This is a genomic window from Kribbella sp. NPDC054772 (genome assembly GCF_053611945.1).
On record NZ_JBSHBJ010000006.1, the window covers coordinates 37,666 to 59,843 of the forward strand.

At 68.7% G+C, this 22,178-nt stretch carries 23 protein-coding genes; 16 read left to right on the plus strand and 7 right to left on the minus strand.

Features of this window, described 5'->3' with window-relative positions:
- Positions 1-81 precede the first annotated feature (81 nt).
- Complete coding sequence (locus tag ACWGID_RS12315) at positions 82-633, plus strand: Chromate resistance protein ChrB (protein ID WP_452196506.1); 552 nt, start codon at positions 82-84, stop codon at positions 631-633.
- A 5-nt stretch (positions 634-638) separates the two neighbouring features.
- A complete protein-coding gene (locus ACWGID_RS12320) occupies positions 639-1,763 on the plus strand; it encodes an MFS transporter (protein ID WP_452196793.1) in 1,125 nt (374 codons plus the stop codon).
- On the opposite strand, the gene ACWGID_RS12325 is transcribed toward ACWGID_RS12320, so the two are convergent.
- Entirely contained in the window at positions 1,738-2,364 is a 627-nt protein-coding gene (locus ACWGID_RS12325; RefSeq protein ID WP_452196507.1) for an SAM-dependent methyltransferase, read from the minus strand. The genes ACWGID_RS12320 and ACWGID_RS12325 overlap by 26 nt on opposite strands.
- A 154-nt stretch (positions 2,365-2,518) precedes the next feature.
- On the opposite strand from ACWGID_RS12325, the gene ACWGID_RS12330 reads away from it, so the two are divergent.
- From ACWGID_RS12330 to ACWGID_RS12345, 4 genes are read left to right on the plus strand one after another with little or no spacing between them, the layout of a single operon-like run.
- Positions 2,519-3,427 carry a DUF929 family protein gene (locus tag ACWGID_RS12330; protein ID WP_452196508.1) on the plus strand — a complete coding sequence of 303 codons (909 nt, stop codon included), beginning with the start codon at positions 2,519-2,521 and terminating at the stop codon, positions 3,425-3,427.
- Between the two features lies 1 nt (position 3,428).
- A complete protein-coding gene (locus tag ACWGID_RS12335) occupies positions 3,429-3,908 on the plus strand; it encodes a vitamin K epoxide reductase family protein (RefSeq protein WP_452196509.1) in 480 nt (159 codons plus the stop codon).
- Positions 3,909-3,936: 28 nt separating this feature from the next.
- On the plus strand, positions 3,937-4,599 hold the full coding sequence (locus tag ACWGID_RS12340) for a DUF6766 family protein (RefSeq protein WP_452196510.1): 663 nt from the start codon (positions 3,937-3,939) through the stop codon (positions 4,597-4,599).
- A complete protein-coding gene (locus ACWGID_RS12345) occupies positions 4,599-5,216 on the plus strand; it encodes a UdgX family uracil-DNA binding protein (protein ID WP_452196511.1) in 618 nt (205 codons plus the stop codon). Before ACWGID_RS12340 ends, ACWGID_RS12345 begins: the two co-directional genes overlap by 1 nt.
- Here the strand turns inward: ACWGID_RS12345 and ACWGID_RS12350 are convergent.
- The gene (locus ACWGID_RS12350) at positions 5,179-7,575 is read right to left on the minus strand and encodes a phosphoketolase family protein (RefSeq protein WP_452196512.1); all 2,397 of its coding nucleotides are present in this window, start codon (positions 7,573-7,575) and stop codon (positions 5,179-5,181) included. The two genes, ACWGID_RS12345 and ACWGID_RS12350, sit on opposite strands and share 38 nt — an antisense overlap.
- A gap of 243 nt (positions 7,576-7,818) precedes the next feature.
- Between ACWGID_RS12350 and ACWGID_RS12355 the strand changes: the two genes are divergently transcribed.
- Positions 7,819-9,972, plus strand: a complete 2,154-nt coding sequence (locus ACWGID_RS12355; protein WP_452196513.1) for a DEAD/DEAH box helicase — start codon at positions 7,819-7,821, stop codon at positions 9,970-9,972.
- Here ACWGID_RS12355 and ACWGID_RS12360 read toward each other — a convergent pair.
- Together ACWGID_RS12360 and ACWGID_RS12365 are read right to left on the minus strand one after the other, a co-directional pair.
- A complete protein-coding gene (locus tag ACWGID_RS12360) occupies positions 9,964-10,578 on the minus strand; it encodes a DUF1684 domain-containing protein (RefSeq protein WP_452196514.1) in 615 nt (204 codons plus the stop codon). The two genes, ACWGID_RS12355 and ACWGID_RS12360, sit on opposite strands and share 9 nt — an antisense overlap.
- An 11-nt stretch (positions 10,579-10,589) precedes the next feature.
- Positions 10,590-11,249, minus strand: coding sequence for a transglycosylase SLT domain-containing protein (locus ACWGID_RS12365; protein WP_452196515.1), 660 nt, complete (start codon positions 11,247-11,249; stop codon positions 10,590-10,592).
- Positions 11,250-11,412: 163 nt separating this feature from the next.
- Here ACWGID_RS12365 and ACWGID_RS12370 point away from each other — a divergent pair, with 163 nt between their 5' ends.
- Positions 11,413-12,114 (plus strand): GAF and ANTAR domain-containing protein, encoded by a 702-nt coding sequence (locus tag ACWGID_RS12370; RefSeq protein ID WP_452196516.1) that lies wholly within the window; start codon positions 11,413-11,415, stop codon positions 12,112-12,114.
- Here ACWGID_RS12370 and ACWGID_RS12375 read toward each other — a convergent pair.
- Together ACWGID_RS12375 and ACWGID_RS12380 are read right to left on the minus strand one after the other, a co-directional pair.
- Positions 12,111-13,055: a helix-turn-helix domain-containing protein gene (locus tag ACWGID_RS12375; RefSeq protein WP_452196517.1), complete on the minus strand. Its 945-nt coding sequence runs from the start codon at positions 13,053-13,055 to the stop codon at positions 12,111-12,113. The two genes, ACWGID_RS12370 and ACWGID_RS12375, sit on opposite strands and share 4 nt — an antisense overlap.
- Positions 13,056-13,149: 94 nt before the next feature.
- Positions 13,150-14,559 (minus strand): alkaline phosphatase, encoded by a 1,410-nt coding sequence (locus ACWGID_RS12380; protein ID WP_452196518.1) that lies wholly within the window; start codon positions 14,557-14,559, stop codon positions 13,150-13,152.
- Between the two features lie 156 nt (positions 14,560-14,715).
- Here ACWGID_RS12380 and ACWGID_RS12385 point away from each other — a divergent pair, with 156 nt between their 5' ends.
- Complete coding sequence (locus ACWGID_RS12385; protein WP_452196519.1) at positions 14,716-15,366, plus strand: VOC family protein; 651 nt, start codon at positions 14,716-14,718, stop codon at positions 15,364-15,366.
- Between the two features lie 149 nt (positions 15,367-15,515).
- Here the strand turns inward: ACWGID_RS12385 and ACWGID_RS12390 are convergent, their stop codons facing one another.
- Positions 15,516-16,394, minus strand: coding sequence for a helix-turn-helix transcriptional regulator (locus tag ACWGID_RS12390; protein ID WP_452196520.1), 879 nt, complete (start codon positions 16,392-16,394; stop codon positions 15,516-15,518).
- 103 nt (positions 16,395-16,497) lie between these two features.
- Between ACWGID_RS12390 and ACWGID_RS12395 the strand changes: the two genes are divergently transcribed.
- From ACWGID_RS12395 to ACWGID_RS12425, 7 genes are all read left to right on the plus strand, one after another.
- On the plus strand, positions 16,498-17,892 hold the full coding sequence (locus tag ACWGID_RS12395) for an MFS transporter (protein WP_452196521.1): 1,395 nt from the start codon (positions 16,498-16,500) through the stop codon (positions 17,890-17,892).
- On the plus strand, positions 17,889-18,758 hold the full coding sequence (locus ACWGID_RS12400) for an aldo/keto reductase (RefSeq protein ID WP_452196522.1): 870 nt from the start codon (positions 17,889-17,891) through the stop codon (positions 18,756-18,758). Before ACWGID_RS12395 ends, ACWGID_RS12400 begins: the two co-directional genes overlap by 4 nt.
- Positions 18,759-18,920: 162 nt before the next feature.
- Complete coding sequence (locus ACWGID_RS12405; protein ID WP_452196523.1) at positions 18,921-19,472, plus strand: flavodoxin; 552 nt, start codon at positions 18,921-18,923, stop codon at positions 19,470-19,472.
- Between the two features lie 32 nt (positions 19,473-19,504).
- Positions 19,505-20,335 carry an oxidoreductase gene (locus ACWGID_RS12410; RefSeq protein ID WP_452196524.1) on the plus strand — a complete coding sequence of 277 codons (831 nt, stop codon included), beginning with the start codon at positions 19,505-19,507 and terminating at the stop codon, positions 20,333-20,335.
- A 16-nt stretch (positions 20,336-20,351) separates the two neighbouring features.
- The gene (locus ACWGID_RS12415) at positions 20,352-20,672 is read left to right on the plus strand and encodes a carboxymuconolactone decarboxylase family protein (RefSeq protein ID WP_452196525.1); all 321 of its coding nucleotides are present in this window, start codon (positions 20,352-20,354) and stop codon (positions 20,670-20,672) included.
- 37 nt (positions 20,673-20,709) lie between these two features.
- Positions 20,710-21,444, plus strand: a complete 735-nt coding sequence (locus ACWGID_RS12420) for a class I SAM-dependent methyltransferase (RefSeq protein ID WP_452196526.1) — start codon at positions 20,710-20,712, stop codon at positions 21,442-21,444.
- 105 nt (positions 21,445-21,549) lie between these two features.
- Positions 21,550-22,125, plus strand: a complete 576-nt coding sequence (locus ACWGID_RS12425; RefSeq protein ID WP_452196527.1) for a dihydrofolate reductase family protein — start codon at positions 21,550-21,552, stop codon at positions 22,123-22,125.
- Positions 22,126-22,178 lie beyond the last annotated feature (53 nt).

Consider the following 22,178-nt stretch of genomic DNA (forward strand, 5'->3'; position numbering starts at 1 on the left):
GACATCGTCTATGTAACATAACTGATGTACCCAAAATCTGTCGAGATGCACATCTCTGTAACGCGCGCTACATTGAGCGCTGTGACGGATCGATGGCTGGTACTCCTCGTACGCATCCCGGCGGAACCCTCGCGGCATCGCGTGGCCGTGTGGCGCGAGCTCCGGAAGGCGGGCGCGCTGTCGCTCGGCCAAGGCGTCTGGGCGGTTCCGGAGCTCCCCGTCTTCGAGGCCGCGGTGCAGCGGACGACCGAGCTGGTCGCCCGTGCCGAGGGCGAGGTGACGATGCTCGAGGCGGCCGGCAAGGACGCCGCCGACGGCGCTCGCCTGCGCGGCCTGTACGACGAGGCGCGGCGCGCGGACTGGACCGAGTTCCTCGCCGACTGCACGAAGTTCGAGGCCGAGATCGCCAAGGAGATCCGGATCGAGAAGTTCACCCTCGCCGAGCTCGAGGAGGAGGAACAGAGTCTCGAACGCCTCCGCCGCTGGCACCGCGACCTGACCAGCCGCGACGTCTTCGGTACGCCGCAAGCCGCCGAGTCGACCGCCCGGCTCAAGGACTGCGCCGCCCGCTGCGAGGAGTACGCCGAACTCGTGTTCCGCGCACTGCACCAACTCCCGGGAGAAGCGCAGTGAAGACGATGTGGCCGCTCTACGCGGCAGGCTTCACCACGGCCTTCGGCGCGCACGCGATTGCGGCGAATCTCGGCGGCTCGTCGTCCGACGCCGTCACCTCACTGCTCACCCTCGGCTTCCTGCTCGCGTTGTACGACGGCGCCGAGGTGCTGCTCAAGCCTGTGTTCGGCACGATCGCGGACCGGGTCGGCGCGCGGCCGGTGCTGCTCTTCGGACTGGTCGGCTTCGCCGTTGCCTCCAGCACCTATGTGATCGCGGACCGGCCCGGCTGGTTGTGGGTAGCGCGACTCGGTCAGGGCGCGGCGGCCTCGGCCTTCTCCCCCGCCGCGTCGGCGATGGTCGCCCGGTTGAACCCGGCGGCGAAGCACGGCCGGGCCTTCGGGAGCTACGGGTTCTACAAGAGCCTCGGGTACACGGCCGGTCCGTTGCTCGGTGGCGCGTTGGTGTGGCTCGGTGGATTCCGGCTGCTGTTCGGTGTGATGACTGTTCTTGCCATCGGTGTCGCGGTCTGGGCGCTGATCGTCGTACCCGTGGTGCCGCCGTTGCCGAAGACTCGACAGACGGTGTTGGATCTCGCGAAGCGGATCACGGATCCGGTGTTCTTGCGGCCGACCGCAGCGCTGGCGGCAGCGACTGCCGCGTTGTCGGTCGGGGTCGGGTTCCTGCCGGTCACCGGCGCTTCGGACGGGCTCGGGACCATCGCCACCGGGGCAGCGGTCTCGTTGCTTGCCGCGACGGCAGCGATCGTGCAGCCCCGGACCGGGCGCGCGCTCGACGCGGGCAAGTTGTCGTTGCAGAAAGGAATCGCACTCGGGCTTGGCCTCGCCGCGGCCGGCTTCGTCTGCGCGGCCCTGCCGGGTGTGGTGTTCCTGTTGATCGCGGCCGCGTTGATCGGGGCGGGAACCGGCGTCATCACGCCGCTCGGCTTCGCGGCGCTGGCGTCGAGTACGCCGCCCGAGCGGCTCGGGCAGACGATGGGCACCGCGGAACTCGGGCGTGAGCTCGGCGACGCGGGCGGTCCGATCCTGGTCGCTGCGGTCGCGACGATCGCCGTACTGGAAGTCGGTTACCTGGCGCTCGCCGGACTGCTGCTGCTCGGGCTGTTCATACTCCGCCCGGCACGAAACTGAACAGGCTCTGACCCTTCACCAGCGGCTGCGGTACGCCGGTGAAACGGTGCACGCCGACGCCGAACCCGGTGTCGGCGTCCGACAGCCACACCTGCTCGAACCCGCGCGCCTCGAACCACTCACAGATCGTCGGCACCAGATCGGGCTCCCCGCGGTGGCGGGTCCAGATCACCGTGGCGCCGGTCCGGCAGAACTGCGGAGCCGAGTCGATGGTGCGCCGGATGTCGTCGGCGTTGATGTTGCCGAAGATCCCGCAGAGCAGGACCAGTTCGGCCGGCACCAGGCCGTCGTAGTGATCGGTCAGCGAGGCGTCGCCGGTCACCACGTCGACGTACTCCAGGCCCGCCGCTCGTTCGCGGGCGGACGCTGCGAGATCAGGATCCAGCTCGACGAGCCGCGCCCGTACCTCGGCACCCCGCGGATGAGCAGACAGTACGTCGAGAAGGTCGCGCCCCTGCCCCGCACACAGGCTGACCACTGGGACCGGACCCGCCGGCGCGCGATCGAGCGCCATCCGGATCTGCTCCTGCACGGCCTCCAACCGCCGCGACAACGCCGACTCGGGATCCTCGTACGCCTGATGCCACGCGCGCCAGTCCATGTCAGGAAACATTAGGCCGCCCGAAGCTCAACCGCTGACCTCCTTTCGGCGCCCGCTGTGCGGATCTGTAATCTCACGGTGACAGACAGGCAGGAACTTCTGGGACCGATGCATAGTTGTCCTTGAGGGACCTGGGGGCGAGTGGAGGAGAGTCATGGCACGGCGCGTCGAACAGAAGGCTGCGGCCCGTGAGCGCATCGCGGCGCAGCTGGCGGCTCAGCAGCAGGCGGAGCGCCGACGACGCCTCCTGCTCGCGGTCGGCGCCGTCGTGCTGGTGGTGGTGATCGTCGGCGGGCTGATCACGATCCGGCTGGCCGGCGGCGGGAAGAAGACCGCGACCGGCGCGTCCGGTTCCGCCGACGCCGGTCTCGTCACCGCGCTCTCCTCGATCCCGGACTCGACGTTCGCCGCGGTCGGCACCGAGGGCGTCCAGGCCACGCCGTCCGCGATCACCGCGCCGCCGCTGACCGCCGACGGCAAGCCGAAGGTGCTCTACATCGGCGCCGAGTTCTGCCCGTACTGCGCCGCCGAGCGCTGGCCGGTCTCGGTCGCGCTGTCCCGGTTCGGCACCTTCAGCAACCTCGGGACGACGCACTCGTCCGGGAGCGACGTCTTCCCGAACACGGCGACGCTGTCGTTCCACGGAGCGACGTACACGAGTCAGTACGTCGCGTTCACGGGTGTCGAGACGACGACCAACGAGCAGGTCGGGAACGGGTACAAGCCGCTCGACACACCGACGGCCGAGGACCAGAAGACGTTCGACACGTACAACAAGCCGCCGTACGTCTCGAGTGACGGGTCGATCCCGTTCGTGGATCTCGGCGGGAAGTACGTGTCCTCCGGGGCGACGTACAGTCCGCAGGTCCTGGCCGGGAAGTCGCAGACCGAGATCGCGAACGCGCTCAAGGACCCGTCGAGCCCGATCGCGAAGGCCGTGATCGCCTCCGCGAACGTCTACACCGCCGCGATCTGCAAGATGACGAACAACCAGCCCGCCAAGGTCTGCTCGACCGAGGCCATCACCGCCGCGGCCTCGAAGCTCGGCACCGGGAAGAGCTGACGTGAGCGACACGGCACAACGGTCCTCCCAGACCTCGTCCACCGGTCTGGGAGTCATCCCGTGGGCGACCCTGCTGGTGTCACTGGCCGGCGTCGCGGTCGCGGCGTACCTGACGTATGAGCACTTCACCGCGGGTACGACGCTCGCGTGCCCGGATACCGGCGTGGTCAACTGCGCCAAGGTCACCAGCAGCCAGTACTCCAAGCTGTTCGGCATCCCGGTCGCGCTCCTCGGGCTCGCGTTCTTCGTCGGCATGACCGCGCTGTCGCTCCCCCCGATGTGGCGCACCTCGTCCCCCTGGCCGGGCCGCCTACGCCTGGCCGGCGTCCTCGCCGGCGTCGTCTTCGTCTGCTACCTGATCTGGGCCGAGCTCTTCCAGATCGACGCCATCTGCCTGTGGTGCACCGTCGTCCACGCCCTCACCCTCGTCCTCTTCGCCTTGGTCATCATCCGCCAGGCACTGATCCCACCCACGTCATGAATTAGCCCCGGGCGGGTACCGGACCGGTATGCGATGGCTGAGACTCCGGGGGCTGCTGCTCGCGAACCTCGTCTTGTTCCTGGGGTTCCTGATCGGGCTCATGTTCGTGGGTCACGCCCAGCAGAACGCCGAGCTCACCTCTCACGGCCGGGCCGCGGAGAGCCTGACGCAGTACCTGGGCTCGTCGTCGTTCGGCGAAGCGGTCTTCGAGAACTGGGAGTCCGAGTTCCTGCAGATGTTCATGTACGTCCTGCTCACGGCGTACCTCGTGCAGAAAGGCTCCGCCGAGTCGCGCCCCCTCGACGAGCCGGCACCGCAAGACGCGGATCCCCGCGACCACCGCGCCGACCGCGACGCACCCTGGCCGGTACGACGTGGTTCCGCAGTAGTCCTGAAGCTGTACGAGAACTCGCTGGCGATCGCCTTCGGGCTCGCGTTCCTGCTGTCCATCTGGTTGCACGCGGCCACCGGCGCGGCGGCGTACAGCCAGGACCAGGAGTTGCACGGGGGCGGTGCGGTGACGACCTGGCAGTACCTCGGGACTTCGCAGTTCTGGTACGAGTCGCTGCAGAACTGGCAGAGTGAGTTCCTAGCGGTGGCGGCGATCATCGGTGGGTCGGTCTACCTGCGGCAGCGACGGTCGGCGCAGTCGAAGCCGGTGCATGCGGCGCACTCCGAAACGGGTGGGTGATGAACAAGTACGCCGGGGCTGAGGAGTGGGTACCGCGGGACGGTGGGATGCGGAAGGTCCGCGCCGTCATCGGGGATTGTCGCGGGTGCGACCTGTGGGAGGACGCCGAGCAGGCGGTGCCGGGTGAAGGGCCGGTGCGGGCGCGGATGATGCTCGTCGGCGAGACGCCTGGGGATCACGAGGACAAGGAAGGGCACGTCTTCGTGGGGCCGGCCGGGCACCTGCTGGACAAGGCGCTCGTGGAGGCGGGGATCGAGCGGTCGGAGGTCTATCTGACCAACGCCGTGAAGCACTTCCGGTTCGAGCGGGACGGGAAGCGGCGGATCCACAAGACCCCGGCCGCCGGGCAGATCGTTGCCTGCTCCCCCTGGTTGCATCGCGAACTGGAGATCGTGAAGCCGGACGTCGTGGTGGTGATGGGCGCGGTCGCCGCGCGGGCATTGCTGGGTACGAGCTTCCGGGTCACGCAGCACCGCGGTGAACGCGTCGAGCTCGCGGACGGGCGCGCGGCCGTCGCGACGGTGCACCCATCGGCCGTCGTACGGTCTCAGGAGTTCCGTCGCGACCTCGAGCGGTTCGTCACAGACCTCCGAGGTGCGGCCGCGCTTCTCGAGTAGCCCAGCGCCACTCGCGGACCTCTGGGAGGTCCTCGCCGTACCGCGTCACGTACGTGTGATGACGGGTGCGCTGGTCGGCGAGGTACTGCCGAGTCGTCACCGCGCGCGAGCCGAGGGACGGCACCCGGTCGATCACGTCCATCGCGAGGTGGTAGCGATCGAGGTTGTTGCGGACGGTCATGTCGAACGGCGTGGTCGTCGTACCTTCCTCGATGTAGCCGCGGACGTGCAGGTTGGCGTGCCCGTGCCGGCGGTAGGTGAGGCGATGGATCAGCCACGGGTAACCGTGGTACGCGAAGATCACCGGCTTGTCCGTGGTGAACAGCGCGTCGTACTCCGCGTCCGGCAACCCGTGCGGATGGTCGGTCGGGTCCTGCAACCGCATCAGGTCGACAACGTTCACGACCCGGATCCGCAGCTCCGGCAACTGCTCGCGAAGCAGGTCGACCGCCGCGAGCGTCTCCAGCGTCGGCACGTCGCCCGCGCACGCCATCACCACATCGGGTTCGCCCTCGTCGTTGCTGGCGAAGTCCCAGACGCCGACGCCCCGCGCACAGTGCAGCGCGGCCTCGTCCCAGCTCAGCCAGTTCGGCTGCGGTTGCTTGCCGGCGACAACGACATTGATGTAGTTCCGGGTCCGCAGGCAGTGGTCCATCGTGGACAGCAGCGTGTTCGTGTCCGGCGGCAGATAGACGCGGACGACCTCCGCCTTCTTGTTCACCACGTGGTCGATGAACCCGGGATCCTGATGCGAGAACCCGTTGTGGTCCTGACGCCACACATGCGACGTGAGCAGGTAGTTCAGCGACGGCACCGGACGCCGCCACTCGAGCCGGTTGATCGTCTTCAGCCACTTCGCGTGCTGGTTCACCATCGAGTCGACGATGTGCACGAACGCCTCGTACGACGAGAACAGCCCGTGTCGCCCGGTCAGCAGATAACCCTCCAGCCACCCCTGACAGGTGTGCTCGCTGAGGATCTCCAGCACCCGGCCGTCGGCCGCGAGGTGGTTGTCGCCGTCCCGCCGCTCGGCCAGCCACCGCTTGCCCGTCTCCTCGTACACCGCCCCGAGCCGGTTCGACTCGGTCTCGTCCGGGCCGAAGAGCCGCAGATTGTCCGGGTTCCGCCGGAACGCGTCCCGCAGGAACGCCCCGAACACCTTCGTCGGCTCCCCGTCGTCCGCCCCCGGCACAGCCACCGGTACGGCGTACTCCTCGACCGCGGGCAACTCGAGATCCCGGCTCAGCACCCCGCCGTTCGCGTGCGGACTCGCTCCCATCCGACGTGCCGGATCGGGGACCAACTCCGTCAGGCCGGCGACCGGACGCCCGTCGTCGTCGAACAGGTCCTCCGGACGGTAGCTGCGGAGCCAGGACTCCAGTTGGTGCAGATGGTCCTGGTTCGTCCGCACGCCGGACAGCGGGACCTGATGCGACCGCCAGGTGTCCTCGACCTGCTGGCCGTCCACGGTGTGCGGACCGGTCCAGCCCTTCGGGGTGCGCAGCACGATCATCGGCCACGCCGGCCGCTCCGGCGTACCCGCCGCCGACCGGGCCTCGCGCTGGATCTCGTCGATCCGGTCGAAGCAGGTGTCCAGCGTCGCCGCGATCGCCTGATGAACCGTCGCCGGGTCCGAGCCTTCGACCAGGTGCGGCTCGTACCCGTATCCGCGCATCAGCGCCGACAGCTCCTCGTCCCCGATCCGCGCGAGTGCCGCCGGGTTCGCGATCTTGTACCCGTTCAGGTGCAGGATCGGCAGGACGGCGCCGTCGCGCGCCGGGTTCAAGAACTTGTTCGAGTGCCAGGACGCCGCGAGCGGTCCCGTCTCTGCCTCGCCGTCGCCCACCACACAGGCCACCACGAGGTCCGGGTTGTCCGCGGCGGCGCCGTACGCGTGACTCAGCGAGTACCCGAGCTCGCCACCCTCGTTGATCGACCCCGGCACGTCTGCCGCGACGTGACTCGGTACGCCGCCCGGGAACGAGAACTGTTTGAACAGCCGCCCCATCCCCAGCTCGTCCTGTGTCGTGTTCGGGTACGCCGCCGTCCAGCTGCCCTCGAGCCAGGTGTTCGCCACCAAGGCCGGCCCGCCGTGCCCGGGCCCGGTCACGAACAGCACGTCGCGGTCACGCTGCCGGATCACCCGGTTGAGGTGCGCGTAGATGAGGTTCAGCCCCGGCGTCGTACCCCAGTGCCCGAGCAGTCGCGGCTTGACGTGCTCCGGTCGCAGCGGCTCCCGGAGCAGTGGATTGGCGAGCAGATAGATCTGCCCGACGGACAGGTAATTGGCGGCCCGCCAGTACGCGTCGAGGGCCTGCAACTCGTCGTCACCCAGCGGTTTTCCGTCGATCTGCTCCACTGTCGACCCCTCGCGATGTGGGGAGCTTTCCGGTGCGCCGACCCTGGTACCCGATCCCGGTCTGCAACATTCAGGCTAGTGCGGGTAGAGTTGCTTCTCGATCGCGCACACAGGAGCGGTGCATTCTGAGCCGTGTTCCTGGGGGACCCTCTGGACGGCTCCGCGCGGCGTTTCGCCGGCGGGTCGGTTCTCGTGCGGTCTGGCATTCCGCCATGGCTCGGCCGTGGCACGACACAGGAGGAAATGTTGGCCCGACGAGGTCAGCGCCAGCCCGGCGCTACCCGTTCCGCACCCCGTCGCAAGCGGCGCGTCCGCGACGGTGAGTCAGACGGTCTGATCCAGGTCCTCGCACAGGCCGTGCGCGAGGTCGAGTCCGCGGTTACCCGGGGCGCGACCAAGCCGTCGACCCGGACGAAGTTCCAGATCGTCGCCCTGCTGGTCCGCGAGGAGCGGGCCCGGGTGAACGCGGCCGAGTCCGCCACCGAGGCGTACCGCACCGAGCAGCTTCGGAGGCTGGACGGGATCGCCACGATCCTGGCCAAGACCGCCGCGCTCGAGCCGTCGCTGCTCGGTCTGCTGGCCGAGGACGCGGTGCTCTCCGAGGCGGCTGCCGCGCTCAAGCGGCAGATGCTCGAGGACGCCGGCCTGGAGGCCCCCGAGGAGCCGGAGCCGGTGCAACCGGTCGCTCCCCAGGACACGCAGACTCGCCGGGTGGTGCCGCAGGCGGTGGTCTCACGGCAGCTCGCGAACCCGTTCCTCGCCCCGGACTTCTCGGCCCCGCCGTCCCGGCCGGCCCGCCCCGGGCGGCTGGCGGGCTGGGAGCTGATCGGCCCGCTGTTGCGCTCCTTCGAGCAGGCGGCCGCCTCGGCGAGCATGAGCCTGCCCGACCCGACCTCGCTCCGGCTGACCGGTGGGATCGACGCGCTCCGCCTCCGCGGCCTGGAGTTGATGCCGCACCAGGCCGGCCTGGTCGCGGCCGCCGCCGACGGTCACCGGACGTTCCTGCTCGCCGATGAGCCCGGCCTCGGCAAGACCGCCCAGGCGCTGCTCGCCGCGCAGGCCGCCGAGGCCTACCCGCTGCTCGCCGTCGTCCCGAACGTCGTGAAGACGAACTGGGCCCGCGAGGCCGGCCTCTGGACGCCCCGCCGTACGCCGACTGTGATCCACGGTGACGGGGACTCGATCGACGGGTTCGCGGACATCGTCGTGGTGAACTACGAGGTGCTCGACCGGCACGTCGGCTGGCTCGGCGACCTCGGCTTCCGCGGCATGGTGGTGGACGAGGCGCACTTCATCAAGAACAAGAAGTCGCAACGGTCCCGCAACGTGCTCGAGCTGGCCAACCGGCTCCGGACCCGGACCGCCCGGCCGCTGCTGATGGCCCTCACCGGTACGCCGCTGATCAACTCGATCGAGGACTTCACCGCGATCTGGGAGTTCCTCGGCTGGGTCGACGAGAAGTCGCCGCGGTCCGAGCTGATGGAGAAGCTCGACGCGACCGAACTGACCCCGGCCGACCCGGGCTTCGCGGCCGCCGCGCGGGCCAGCGTGATCGACATGGGCATCATCCGCCGCCGCAAGGTGGACGTCGCCGCGGACATCCCGGCCCGCCGGATCGCCGACCTGCCGGTCGAGCTGGACGGCGCCGTCGGCCGCTCGATCCGGGCCGCCGAGCGCGAGCTCGCCGATCGGCTGGTGGCGCGCTACCAGACCGCTCTGGAGACCCGCCGCTCCGGCGTCACGGTCGAGGGTGTCGACCACGACCTGGTTCGTCAGGTGGCGAGCTGGGAGCGAGCCGAGATGGCCGCCAAGAAGACCGGCGACAACGTGTTCAGTCTGTTCCGCCGGATCGGTCAGGCGAAGGCCGGACTGGCCGCGGACTACGCGGCGCAGCTCGCGCAGAACGTCGGCAAGGTGGTGTTCTTCGCCCGGCACATCGAGGTGATGGACACCGCCGAGGAACTGTTCGCCGAGCGCGGCATCCAGTACTCGTCGATCCGCGGCGACCAGACCGCGAGGACCCGGCAGAAGAACATCGATGCCTTCGTCAAGGATCCCGACGTGTCGATCGCGGTCTGCTCGCTGCTCACCGCGGGCGTCGGCCTGAACCTCCAGGTCGCGTCGAACGTCGTGCTCGCCGAGCTGTCCTGGACGAACGCCGAGCAGACCCAGGCGATCGACCGGGTGCACCGGATCGGTCAGGACGAGCCGGTCACCGCGTGGCGGATCATCGCCGCGCAGACCATCGACACGCGGATCGCCGACCTGATCGACGCCAAGGCCGGCCTGGCCGCGATGGCCCTCGACGGCTCCGACGAAGAGGTCGGCTCCTCGGCCGACTTCCAGCTCGAGGCGCTGATCGCCCTGCTCACCCAGGCGCTGGAGCCCTCAGCCTGACAGCTCGCCCACCGGCAACTCGACACCGACGGTGTTGGTTGCCGGTGCGAGCGGGCAGGTCCAGTCCGGGCTGTACGCGCACGATGCGTTGTAGGTGAAGTTCAGGTCGACGACGAGGTGACCTGCGCGCAGGTCGCCACCGAGGTCGGCACCCTTGACCGTGTCGATCAGATAGCGACCACCGCCGTACGTCGACTTGCCGGCCAGCGCGTCCTTCACCGGGACGAACAGCCCACCGCCGTACGACTCGAGCCACCAGACGTCCAGATCCCCCACCGCGGGCAGGTGCAGTACGCCGACCCGCGAGAACGGGATCACCCCGTCGGTGGCCGACACGAACTCCCACTCGAACGGCTCGACGTCGGCGTCGATCTCCGCGTCGAACCGCAACTCCGGCCGGTACGGCGCGACCCGCGCACCGGCGTACGCCGAGCGGTCCTCGGGTGGGACCGGTGAGGCGGGGTGGTTGGTCAGCAGGTCGTCGCGGCCCGCTCGCCACAGCTCGTGGGCGACGGCCGGATCGGACTCGTCCCGGACGGACCGGTAGAGCGCGAACACCTGCCGCCGCCAGTCGGCCACGGCCAGCGCGGGTGCCCTGAATTCCACGGTGTCTCCTGTCAGCTCTTGATCGCCTCGCCGGACTTCACCCAGTTGCGGTGCAGGCGGTCGAGGTACGACGACGCCTGGGGACCGGCCTTCCGGCCGCGGGCGAAGATCCGCATGTTCCCGCCACCGGCGTTGTAGCCGAGGGCAAGCAATTCGTCCTTCGTGTAGAGGTCGGCGCGCTTGCTCGGGATGCGCTTCGCGAGATCGTGCAGGTGCCACGCCGCGGCCTCGATCGCCAGCGCGGGGTTGTCCGGCAGCTCGTCCCACCTGCGCTTGGCGAAGTCCCGGCCGCGTTTCGTCTCGTCGAACGCCGCCTCGTGCATGTTCGCGATCCCGAACGCCGGGTCCGAGTCGACCTCGGCCCACTGCCGCTCGAACTTCGGGTCGTGCGGCTTGTAGTCCTCGTTGTACAGGATCGCCATCAGCAGCTGCGGGTTGATCCCGGCCGCCTTGGCGTAGCGGCGTACCTGCGGCGCGAAGTGTGCCGGGTCGTAGTCGTCGTACCAGGGCTTCGCGCTCGTCTTGGTGGGTGATGGCTTCACCACAGGCGGTGGTGAGGTCTTCGGCGCCGCGGCCGGCTTGGTGGTCTCGGACTGGTCCGAGCAGGCTGCCCAGACGCCGACCAGGAGCACTCCCACGGCCACCCATGACCAGCGCTTCGGCACCTGCACCTCTCCAAACTTATCCGTAGGACGAACACCGGCCTGTCCGCAGAACGCCAATTCTGCGGCAATAGGCCGGATTCGCGCGTGCGCCCCACACCGTCGACGCATGATTAGCACCACGGCGGCCCGACGGCGGGCACTTCCGCCGCCAGGCTGCCAGGAGAAAGAGATGACCTTGATCGACCCGGTGAACGACACCGATGCGTCGGCCTTCGCGCGGCTCGCGGTCGAGCTGCACGACGCACCCGGGATCGAGGAGACCCTGGACGCGGTCGTCCAGTTCGCTCTCCAGGCGCTGAACTGCACGTACGCCGGTGTCGTCTTCTCCAGCCGTGGCTCGCGGACGGAGATCGCGGCCGTGACGGATCCGGTGGTCGCGGAGGTGTACGAGCTGCAGATCAGCAGCCAGGACGGTCCGCTCGTCACGTCCCTGCGTCTCGGATCGCCGGTCTTGATCCGCGACACCGGCACCGACGACCGCTGGCCGCTCTGGGCCTCCAAAGTCGCCGCACTGGGCGTGCGGAGCGTCCTCGACGTACCGCTGGTGACCGGTCAGGAGCAGTACCGGACGGTCGGCGTGCTCGGGCTCTACAGTCCGCTCCCGGACGCGTTCACGGCCGACGACGAGGCGGTGGCGCACATCCTCGCCCGGCACGCTTCGGTCGCACTCGCGTCCGCGAAGCACGAGGCGACGCTGGCGCAGGCGGTCGACGCGCGGAAGCTCGTCGGTCAGGCGATGGGCATCCTGATGGAGCGCTTCGACGTCGACGCCGACCGCGCGTTCGCGATCCTGAAGCGGTACTCGCAGGACACCAACACGAAGCTGCGGGACGTCGCCCAGCAGCTCATCGACACCCGGAAGCTGCCCTAACGATCCAGCGTCGCACTCGGCAGTTCGCCGTAGACGTCGTGGTACGCCGCGGACATCCGCCCGTGATGGTGGAAGCCCCAGCGGGCCGCGACGCCGGCGACGGTGCACTCCGCCGGGTCGGCAGCGAGCAGGTCGGCCCGCACCTGTTCCAGCCGGAGGCGCCGCAGGTACGCGAGGGGCGACGTACCGAGGTGTCGCTGGAACGCAGTCTGCACGGCGCGCACGGAGACTCCGGCGAAGGTTGCGATGTCCGAGACGTCGATGGCTTTGTCCAGATTCGACTCGATGAATGCCACAGCGCGCTTGATCGTCGCCGGGCGGGCATCCCGGCTGTCCGCTCTGTGGTCAGGCGTCGCAGTATTTGGAAATGCCTCCAGCACACTGGCGGCGAGCAAATGCGAGACCGACGCGACCAGCAATGGTGACGACTGGACGGCGGGATTCGGCAGCACGTGGTCGCCCAGATAGGCGATCGTCCGGGACAGGTGCCGCGCCGCCTCCCGCGAGCGCGGCCGGTGCGCGACCAGCCGGACCGGCGCGTTGTCCCGGCGGTTGACGCCGGCCACCCGAGTCAGCAGCGACTCGTCGAACATCGTGATCGTGTACGCCGACCTGCGCACCGTCCCGGCGTACGGCTTGTCCGGCGGGGCGAAGTACGCGAGGTCCCCTGGGTGGAACTCGTCCCGCCAGCCGTCGGTCGCGTGGTCGCCGATGCTCCCGGAGTGGACCTCGCACAGGCAGATCTTGCCGAGCGGATTCGCGTCGTAGCTCATCTCGAAACCGATCTCGATCCGGTCGATGCTGATCGACTCGGCGGCCGCCCGCGAGATCCGCGCCCGGACGTCTTTCGGCGTACCGCCGATCTGCATTTTCGTGTACGCCCGGTTCAGGAATTCCTCGGTCCGCCCCAGGTCCCGGCTTTCGAAGATCACCGACTCCATGGGCACATCTTGGCACTGCCGCCGGCGGATTTCACGACAATGCGCGTGGCCCCCGGTTCGCGTGAACCGGGGGCCACTCAAGGTAGCCGGCCGACTACTTCCCCTGCAGGACGTCGAACAGGTGGGTGTGGTCGTTGGTGCCGAGAACGGCGTCCGCGCCCGGGCCGTTGGCCCAGACCGGAACGACCGCCCCGGTGTGCTGCTGGCTCGGACCGGCCGCGACCGGGGCCTTGCCGTCGCCGCCGAAGCCGGCGGTGCCGTAGGTCAGCGTCAGGGTCTGACCGTCCTTCGTGGTCAAGTTGGTCGAGTAGCCGGTCGGCAGACCGGTGCCGGAGGCGTCCTCGCCGACGATCTGGCTGGTGTGCGAGTGGTCGGCGGTGACGACGATCAGCGTGTCCGGGTGCGTCTTCTGGTAGTCGAACGCGACACCGATCGCCTTGTCGAAGTTCACCGTCTCACCGATCTGGCCGCAGGCGTTGGTGGCGTGGTCCTGCTTGTCGATCGAGGCGCCCTCGACCTGCAGGAAGAAGCCCTTCTTGTTCTCCAGCAGGCCGATCGCCTTCGAGGTCATGTCGGCGAGGCTCGGCTCGGTCGACGGACGCTGGTTCTCCTGGCAGGACTGCGGCGCAGCACCCTTGCCGAGGGCCGCGGACGGGCCGCTCCACTCCAGCGACATGTTGCTCTTGTTGAACAGGCCGAGCACCGGCTTGTCACCCTTGACCGACTTCAGTCCGGCCGCGTCGGTGACGTACTGGATGCCGTTCGCCTTGGCCTGGTCGACCACCGTCTTGCCGGCGTACGGGCCGCCGGTGATCTGCTGCTCGAACCGCGCCCGGCCACCACCGAGCAGTACGTCGACCTTGTGGTCCACCTCCTGCTCCGCGATCGAGCCGAGACCGCCGGCCGCCTTGGTCTCCTTCGCGCAGTTGGCCATGTCGGCCGGGCCCTGGCAGCCGCGCAGCGACATGTGCGAGGCGAGCACCGCCGGGGTCGCGTCGGTGATCTCCGCGGTGGAGACGTCGCCGACCTTCAGGCCGCGCTTCTGCGCCAGCTCGAGCACGGTCTGGTAGTTCGTACCCGGGACGTTCTCGGCGCTGCTCGGGCCCTGCGAGATCCGCTCGTCGATCGTCTTCTTGCCGGTCGCCCAGCTCGAGCCGGTCGACGCCGAGTCCGGGTCGTAGTCCGGCAGGTACGGCGCCTTCGCGGCCGGCTTCACCGACCACGTGGTGTCGAACCCGGTGTAGCGGGCCCGGTCCACGTTCAGCTTGTTCCGGACACCCTGGTAGTACCGGGCGGCGGTGATCTCCTGGGTCCCCATCCCGTCACCGAGGAAGAAGATCACGTTCTTCGGGCCGCGCTGCGGCTGGTGGGCGGCGGCGTCCGCGGCCGCGTCGCCGGCCTGGGCCGTGCTGAACGCTCCGCTGGCGGCGGCCGAGGCCATCCCCGCCGCAGCGATCACCGTGGTCGCGGCGAGCGCGGCGACAAAAGCCTTTTTCCTGATCATTACGGGCCTTTCTGGTCGGTCAAAACATCGGGAACGTATGCGTCTCCCCCGGACTCCAGGTGACCGCCACGTGACCACCAGGTGACGGCACACCCCGTCAGATCGCGGAGACTCTCCGTCGCGACACGATCGGAAAGCGCTTGCTATCGTGGTTGGGTGATCTACGAGCTGAACCATGTCGGCGGACCGGTACGGGATCTCGAGGCGAGCTTGTCGTTCTACGGCGAGCTCGGGGCGGAGGTGGTCGACCGGCTGTTCATGCAAGGTCCCTGCGTGCACCGCGTGCACATCCAACTGGCCACCGGCCTGGTCGAGCTCCTCAACTCCGAGGAGCCCGGCGCGCAGGCGACATACGGGCTGAACCATGTCGGCTTCATGACCGACGATCTCGACGGCGACTACGCGCGGCTGATCGCGCTCGGGTACGCCGAGATCTCGGCCCCCCGGGTCGCGGGCAGCGGCCAGGGCCGGCTCGCATTCCTCTCGGACCCGAACGGCGTACGCGTCGAGCTACTGCAGCGCACCGAGGAGTTCCGCGTCCCGCCGATCACCACCGGCCCGGTCCGCCAGTTCGCGTACGTCGGCCTCGCCGCCCCCGACCTGGACGCGGCAGCCGAGTTCTACGGCACCCACCTCGGCATGGAACGCGTCACCGACGACACCTTCCGCCTGGGCCTCGACGCCATCAAACTCTTGCCCTCTGCAACAACCACGATCGCCCAACTAGGCCTCGCCACCACCACCCCAGCCTCCGACACCCAAGACCCCGACGGCACCCACCTGACCTTCATCCCGTCGGCGGGTTGAGTCGGCAGCTCGACAGGTAGTGCACCCGCGAGACGGCGTACGCGCGGACCGGTTCACGCTCAAGTGCACTACCCCGGGGCCCGACACCTCCTGTCGAAATGCAGATCCGCGACGGTTCGTGTCCAGCCGGGGCTGGTCGGTGTGTGGGATCAGCCTTGGTGCTCGGGCAAGGCCTGCTCTGCCGGCGTACCGGTGCGGCTTACCCAGCTGGAGAGGAAGCGGAGGGCTTCCGTGGCGGGACTGCCAGGTTCGGCGGTGTAGGTGATGATGACGAGACCGTCGCCGGGTAGTTCCAAGGCCTCGCCGGTGAGGTCGATGTCGCCGACCAAGGGACTGTGGAGTCGTTTCGCGGCGGTGCGGTGGTGTTTGACGTTGTGCCGGGCCCACCGGACGCGGAACTCGTCACTTCGGGTGGCCAGCTCGCCGACGAGATCGGTGAGGCTCTTGTCGTGCGGGTTGTGACCGGCTTCGACCCGCAGTGCGGCGACGGAGTCGTCGGCGACGGTTTCCCAGTCGAGGAAGAACGCGGGAGCGCGCTGGTCGAGGAACAGGAATCTCGCCAGGTTCAGCGGCATCCTGTCGCGGTCCAGAATGTCGCCGTACAGGGCGAAAGCGAGGTCGTTGGCGGCGAGGATGTCCGTGCGGGCGTTGCGCACGTAGGCGGGCGTGGTCAGCGATTCCAGGATCCGGTGGATGCCGGGGCGGACCTTGGAGACGGCGGTACGGCGTGAGCCGCGCACCGGGCCGGTGGCGGCGCGGGCCAGGTCGAACAGGTGGGCACGTTCGGCGTCGTCCAGGCGCAGTGCGCGGGCAAGTGCGTCCAGGACCTGTTCCGAGACACCGGAGAGGTTGCCGCGCTCGAGGCGGGTGTAGTAGTCGGCGCTGACACCGGCAAGCAGCGCGACCTCCTCGCGGCGGAGGCCGGCGACGCGGCGCTTGTCGCCGAACGTGGGCAGCCCGGCCTGCTCCGGCGTCACGTTGGCTCGCCGACCGGTCAGGAACTCCCGTACGTCGTCCTTGTTGCTCACGGTGACCACGGTACGGCGGGGTCTGGCCGGCCTGGGAGGGTCTGCTGGTACCTGGTACAGCGGGAACTCTCACTCAGGGGCCGTGCGCTTGTTTCCTGGAGCCATGACCATCACTACCGCGTCGGCACCGGGTACCGAGACGTCGTTCGACCGCCGTCAGCTCGCCACCGTCGGCGGGGCGATGCTCGGCTTCTTCGTCGTGGCCCTCGACGCGCAGATCGTGAACGTCGCGCTCCCGGACATCGGCCGGACGCTCGGCGGTGGGCTGTCCGGGCTGCAGTGGGTGGTCACCGGCTACACGCTCACCTTCTCGGCGCTGATCCTGTTCGCGGGGTCGGTATCGGACCGGATCGGAGCACGCCGTGCCTACGGCGTCGACATGCTGATCTTCGCCCTGGCGTCGGCACTGTGCGGCTTGGCGCCGGGCCTCGGGACGCTGATCGCCGCGCGGCTGCTGCAGGGGGCCGGTGCGGCACTGGTCACACCGACCTCGCTGGCGCTGATCCGTGAGGGCTTCAGCGATGCACGCCGGCGTGCTCGCGCGGTCGGGCTGTGGGCGGTCGGCGGCTCGGTCGCGGCCGCTGCCGGGCCGATCGCCGGTGGTGCCTTGACGCTACTGAACTGGCGGCTGATCTTCTGGGTCAACCTGCCTGTCGCGGCGCTTGCGCTCGTGTGCATCTCGCGGACCGCGGCCTCACCGCAGCGACCGGCCCGCTTCGATCCGGTGGGCCAGGTCTCCGCGGTCGTTGCCCTGGGGTCGCTCAGCTACGTAGTGATCGAAGGTGGCAGCCGCGGCTGGACAAGCCCGGTCATCGTCGGACTCGCGGCGACCGCAGTCATCGCCGCCCTCGCTTTCGCGACGGCACAAGCCCGGGGACGGCAACCGATGGTGCCGCTGTCTCTGCTCAGGTCCCGCCAACTGTCGATCGCGTTGGCCATCGCGTTCACCTCGATGGCCGCCTTCTACGGCGTTGTCTTCGTTCAGAGCCTGTACTTCCAGCAGCAGCGCGGGGCCTCGGCCCTGCTCACCGGGCTGCTGTTCTTGCCGATGACCGGGCTGGTCACGATCGTCAGCTCACGGGCCGCCGCATTGAGCGCACGGCTCGGTCCTCGTGCCCTGATCATGGCAGGACTGCTCGTGCAGTGCGCCGGACTGGTCCTCATCGTGGCCCTGCCGGTCGGCGTACCGCTGTGGGGCGCGGCTGCCGCGATGGTCCCTGTCGGCGTGGGCGGTGCGCTGACTGTTCCGGCGATCGCGTCCCTGGTGCTCGACCACGCGCCGTCCGAGCTCGCCGGCACCGCGTCCGGTGTGCTCAACACCTGCCGCCAACTCGGCGGATCGCTCGGAGTCGCCGGCGTCGGGGCCGTCGTCGCCGGGCACGGCGTCTTCATGGATGGGCTACGGACCGGCCTGATCGTCACCGTCGCCGTCCTGGGCATCACCGCCGCGCTCAGCCTCAGCCTGCGCAAACCCAGCATCTCCACTATCGAAAGGTGAACACAGCCATGCAGACCGTCACGCTGAACAACGGCGTCGAGATGCCGATCCTCGGATTCGGTGTCTTCCAGATCCCCGACGACCAGACCCAGGCCGCCGTCGAAGCCGCCCTCGAGACCGGGTACCGCCACCTCGACACCGCCGCCTCGTACGGCAACGAGGAGGCCGTCGGGGCGGCGATCGCCGCCAGCGGCGTTGCCCGCGACGACTTGTTCGTCACCACCAAGCTGTGGATCCAGCATGCGCCGACCGGCAGCGTCGAGGACGACACCCTGCGTGCGTTCGACGCCTCGCTGCATCGCCTCGGTCTCGACTACCTCGACCTGTATCTGATCCACCAGCCGCTCGGCGACTACTACAGCGAGTGGCGGGCCATGCAGAAGATCCACACCGACGGCCGGGCCCGGGCGATCGGGGTCTCGAACTTCCACGCCGACCGGCTCGTCGATCTGATCGAGCACAACGGGATCACGCCTGCGGTCAACCAGATCGAGACCCACCCGTTCCACCAGCGGGTCGCCGACCAGGAGCTGATGCGCGAGCACGGTGTCCAGATCGAGTCGTGGGGACCGTTCGCCGAAGGCCGGAACAACCTGTTCACCGACCCTGTCCTCACCGCGATCGGCGAGGCAACGGGCAAGTCGGTCGCGCAGGTCGTGCTCCGCTGGCTCGTCCAGCGCGACGTCGTCGTCATTCCCAAGTCTGTCCGCCCGGACCGGATGGCGCAGAACCTCGACATCTTCGACTTCACCCTCACGGACGCCCAGCTCGAGGAGATCGCGGCCCTCGACACCGGCGAGAGCCAGTTCTTCGACCACCGCGACCCTGCCATGGTCACCGCCCTCGGTAGCCGCAGGATCGGCTGACGTCCCATGCACCAACAGCTGGCGAGCGGCTCCCGCGGCCTGCCCCGCCGGAATCTGCTCCGCTTCGCGCTCGCAGGCGCCTTCTTCGCGGCGGCACCCAGTGGCTGCGGCGAAGGAACCGCGCCCGGCACCGAAAGCACAGGCCAAGGAGGATCACCCACGGTGCAGCCCTCGACCGCTCCCTCCACCCTGACCGCGGCAAAGGTCTTGGTCGCCTACTTCTCGCGCCCCGGCGAGAACTACGACAACGGCGGCCGCACCTGGTTGAAGGTCGGCAACACCGAGGTTGTCGCGACCATGATCGCCGATCTCGTACCGTGCGACGTCTACCGGATCGAGGCCGCCGAGCCCTACTCCGGCAACTACGACGACACCGTCGCCCGCAACGTCCGCGAGCAGGACACCGACGCGCGACCCGCGATCGCCAAGCCCCTGCCCGCGATCGACCAGTACGACGTCGTACTGCTGGGGAGCCCGATCTGGAACGTGCGCGCCCCGATGATCATGTCGACCTTCACCGAGAAGCTCGACTTCACCGGCAAGACCGTTCACGCCTTCACCACCTACGCCATGAGCGGGCTCGGGACAACCGAACGCGACTACGCCCGTACCTCCGGCACCACCCTCGCCGAAGGGCTGGCCGTCCGCGGCGAACAAGCCCAGCAAGCCCGACCGCAAGTCACCGAATGGCTGCAACGCATCGGGCTGGCCTGACCACCTCAGAACTGAGAATCGAAAGGCACATCATGACCACCTGGTTCATCACCGGCTGCTCCACCGGCCTCGGCCGCGCCTTCGCTGATGCCGTCCTCGACCGCGGGCACAACGTCGTCGTCACCACGCGCGACGTCGGCAAGGTGCAGGACCTGGCCGACAAGTACCCCGACACGGCCCTGGCTCTCCCGCTCGACGTCACCGACGACGCACAGGTCACCGCAGCCGTCGGTGCAGCCGAGGACCGGTTCGGCGCCATCGACGTCCTCGTCAACAACGCCGGCTACGGATACCGCGCCGCCGTCGAAGAAGGCGAGGACGACGCCGTTCAGCAGCTCTTCGACACCCATGTCTTCGGTACCGTCCGCACTATCAAGGCTGTCCTGCCGGGCATGCGTCTCCGCCGCAGCGGCACGATCGTGAATCTGTCCTCGATCGGTGCACGGATCTGCCCCGAGGGCTCGGGCTACTACTCGGCCGTCAAGGCGGCGATCGAAGCGCTCACCCTGTCGCTGCGCAAGGAGGTCGCGCCACTCGGCATTACCGCCTTGGTCGTCGAGCCCGGCGGCTTCCGCACCGATTTCGCCGGACGGTCACTGACGCAGGCCGCCGTACCGATCGCCGACTACGCCGACACCGCCGGCAAGCGCCGCAAAGACCACGACACCGGGCATGGGAAGCAACCAGGCGACCCGGCAAAGGCCGCGACCGCGCTCATCCAGGCCGTCGAGTCCGACTCTCCGCCGTACATGCTGCTGCTCGGCAATGACACCTCCGACGGCTTCCGCGCCGCCCTCGACGCCCTGCGCGCCGATGCTGACGCGTGGGAAGACCTCAGCCGCAGCACCGACTTCGACGTCTGACGTGAAGGAATCCACCGTGCCCGAACCCACACCGGCCCAACGAGCCATCGGCGACTTCGCACCCAAACTCGTCGAGCTCACCGACGACGTCCTGTTCGGCGACGTCTGGAAACGCACCGAACTGTCACCCCGCGACCGCAGCCTCATCACCGTCGCCAGCTTGCTCACCTCGAGCAGCGTCGAGCAGCTGCCCAATCACCTCCGCCTGGCCCGCCAGAACGGACTCACCGAAGCCGAACTCAAAGAGGCGATCATCCACCTCGCGTTCTACGCCGGCTGGCCCAAAGCGATGTCCGCCATCCAAGTCGCCAAAACCATCTTCACCGCATCCGCGTAGGCATTTCGGGTGAGCTGCTGGTGCGTAAGCTCTGGGCATGTTCGACTACGACGCCGAGCTGCGGTTCTATCGCCCGCGCTTTCGGGATGCCTGTGCGATTGAGGCTGACGATCGGGTGCTGGATGTTGGGTGTGGGGGTGGGCAGACGACGCGGGATGCGGCGGGTGACGCCGTGCGGGGCAGTGTGGTTGGGGTGGATGTTTCGGAGCGGATGCTTGAGCATGCACTCGGTCAGAGCTCGGAGCGGGTTAGCTATCTTCTGGCCGACGCGGCCGCGTATGACTTCGGCGGTGGGTTTGATGTGGTGATCAGCCGGTTCGGGGTGATGTTCTTCGACGACCTGATGGGCGCCTTCGGCAACCTTCGGCGGGCGTTGCGGCCGGGCGGGCGGTTGGTGCTGCTCGTGTGGCAGCCGCGGGCCGACAACGAGTGGGCGCGGGTGATTCCGCAGGCGCTCGGGGGTGAGTTTCGGGACGACTCGCCGTTCGCGCTCGGCGGCCGGGTGCTCACGCGGCAGATTCTCACCACAGCCGGGTTTGCGGAGCCGACTTTCACCGCGGTCCACGAGCGGATCTACTACGGTCCCGATGCCGACGCGGCGTACGAGAACGTGCTCCGGCTGCAGGAGCCACAGGCGCTGCTGGCTGGGCTCGACACCGCGGCAGCCGACCGCGCTCGGGACGCGTTGCGGGCGACGCTCGTCGCTCACGAGACCGATGACGGGGTGCTGTTCGACTCCGCCGCGTGGCTCGTGAACACCCAGCGGAACTGAGTGGCCTGGATCACACTTGGATTCTCCGCAGCAGATGTCGAGTGGACCCGGCACTGCTCGACGCGTAGGCAAGAGCAGCACAACAACGAGTCAAGGAGCACCCCAATGCGTACCCTCATCACCACCGCGTTCGTCTCTCTGGACGGCGTCGTCGAAGCGCCCGGCGGCGAGCAGGGCTACCGCAACACGGGCTGGACGTTCAAGGACATCCCGTTCGACGAAGCGGCGTTCGAGCTGAAGGGCCGCGAGCAGGAGGAGGCGACGGCGCTGCTGCTCGGGCGGGTCAGCTACGAGTCGTTCGCGCCGGTGTGGCCGGGTAGGGTCGACGAATTCGCGGGCTACAACGCGATGCCGAAGTACGTCGTCTCGACGACCCTGAAGGACACCGACCTGGTGACGAACTGGGGCGAGACGCACATCCTCCGCTCACTCGACGAGGTCGCTGCGCTGAAGGAGACCGACGGCGGCCCGATCATCGTCCACGGCAGCGCCACGCTGAACCGAAACCTGTCCGACGCGGGCCTGATCGACCAGTACAACCTGCTGGTCTTCCCGGTCCTCCTCGGCGCCGGCAAGCGCCTGTTCAGCGACGGCGACCACGACAAGCTCAACCTGAAGTTGGTCGAGAGCGACTCCTACACCAACGGCATCCAGAAGCTGGTGTACGGCGTCCAGCGCTGACCCCTGTACTACCGTTCCTCCATGGGTGTTCTGGGGAGGAACAGGAACGAGGA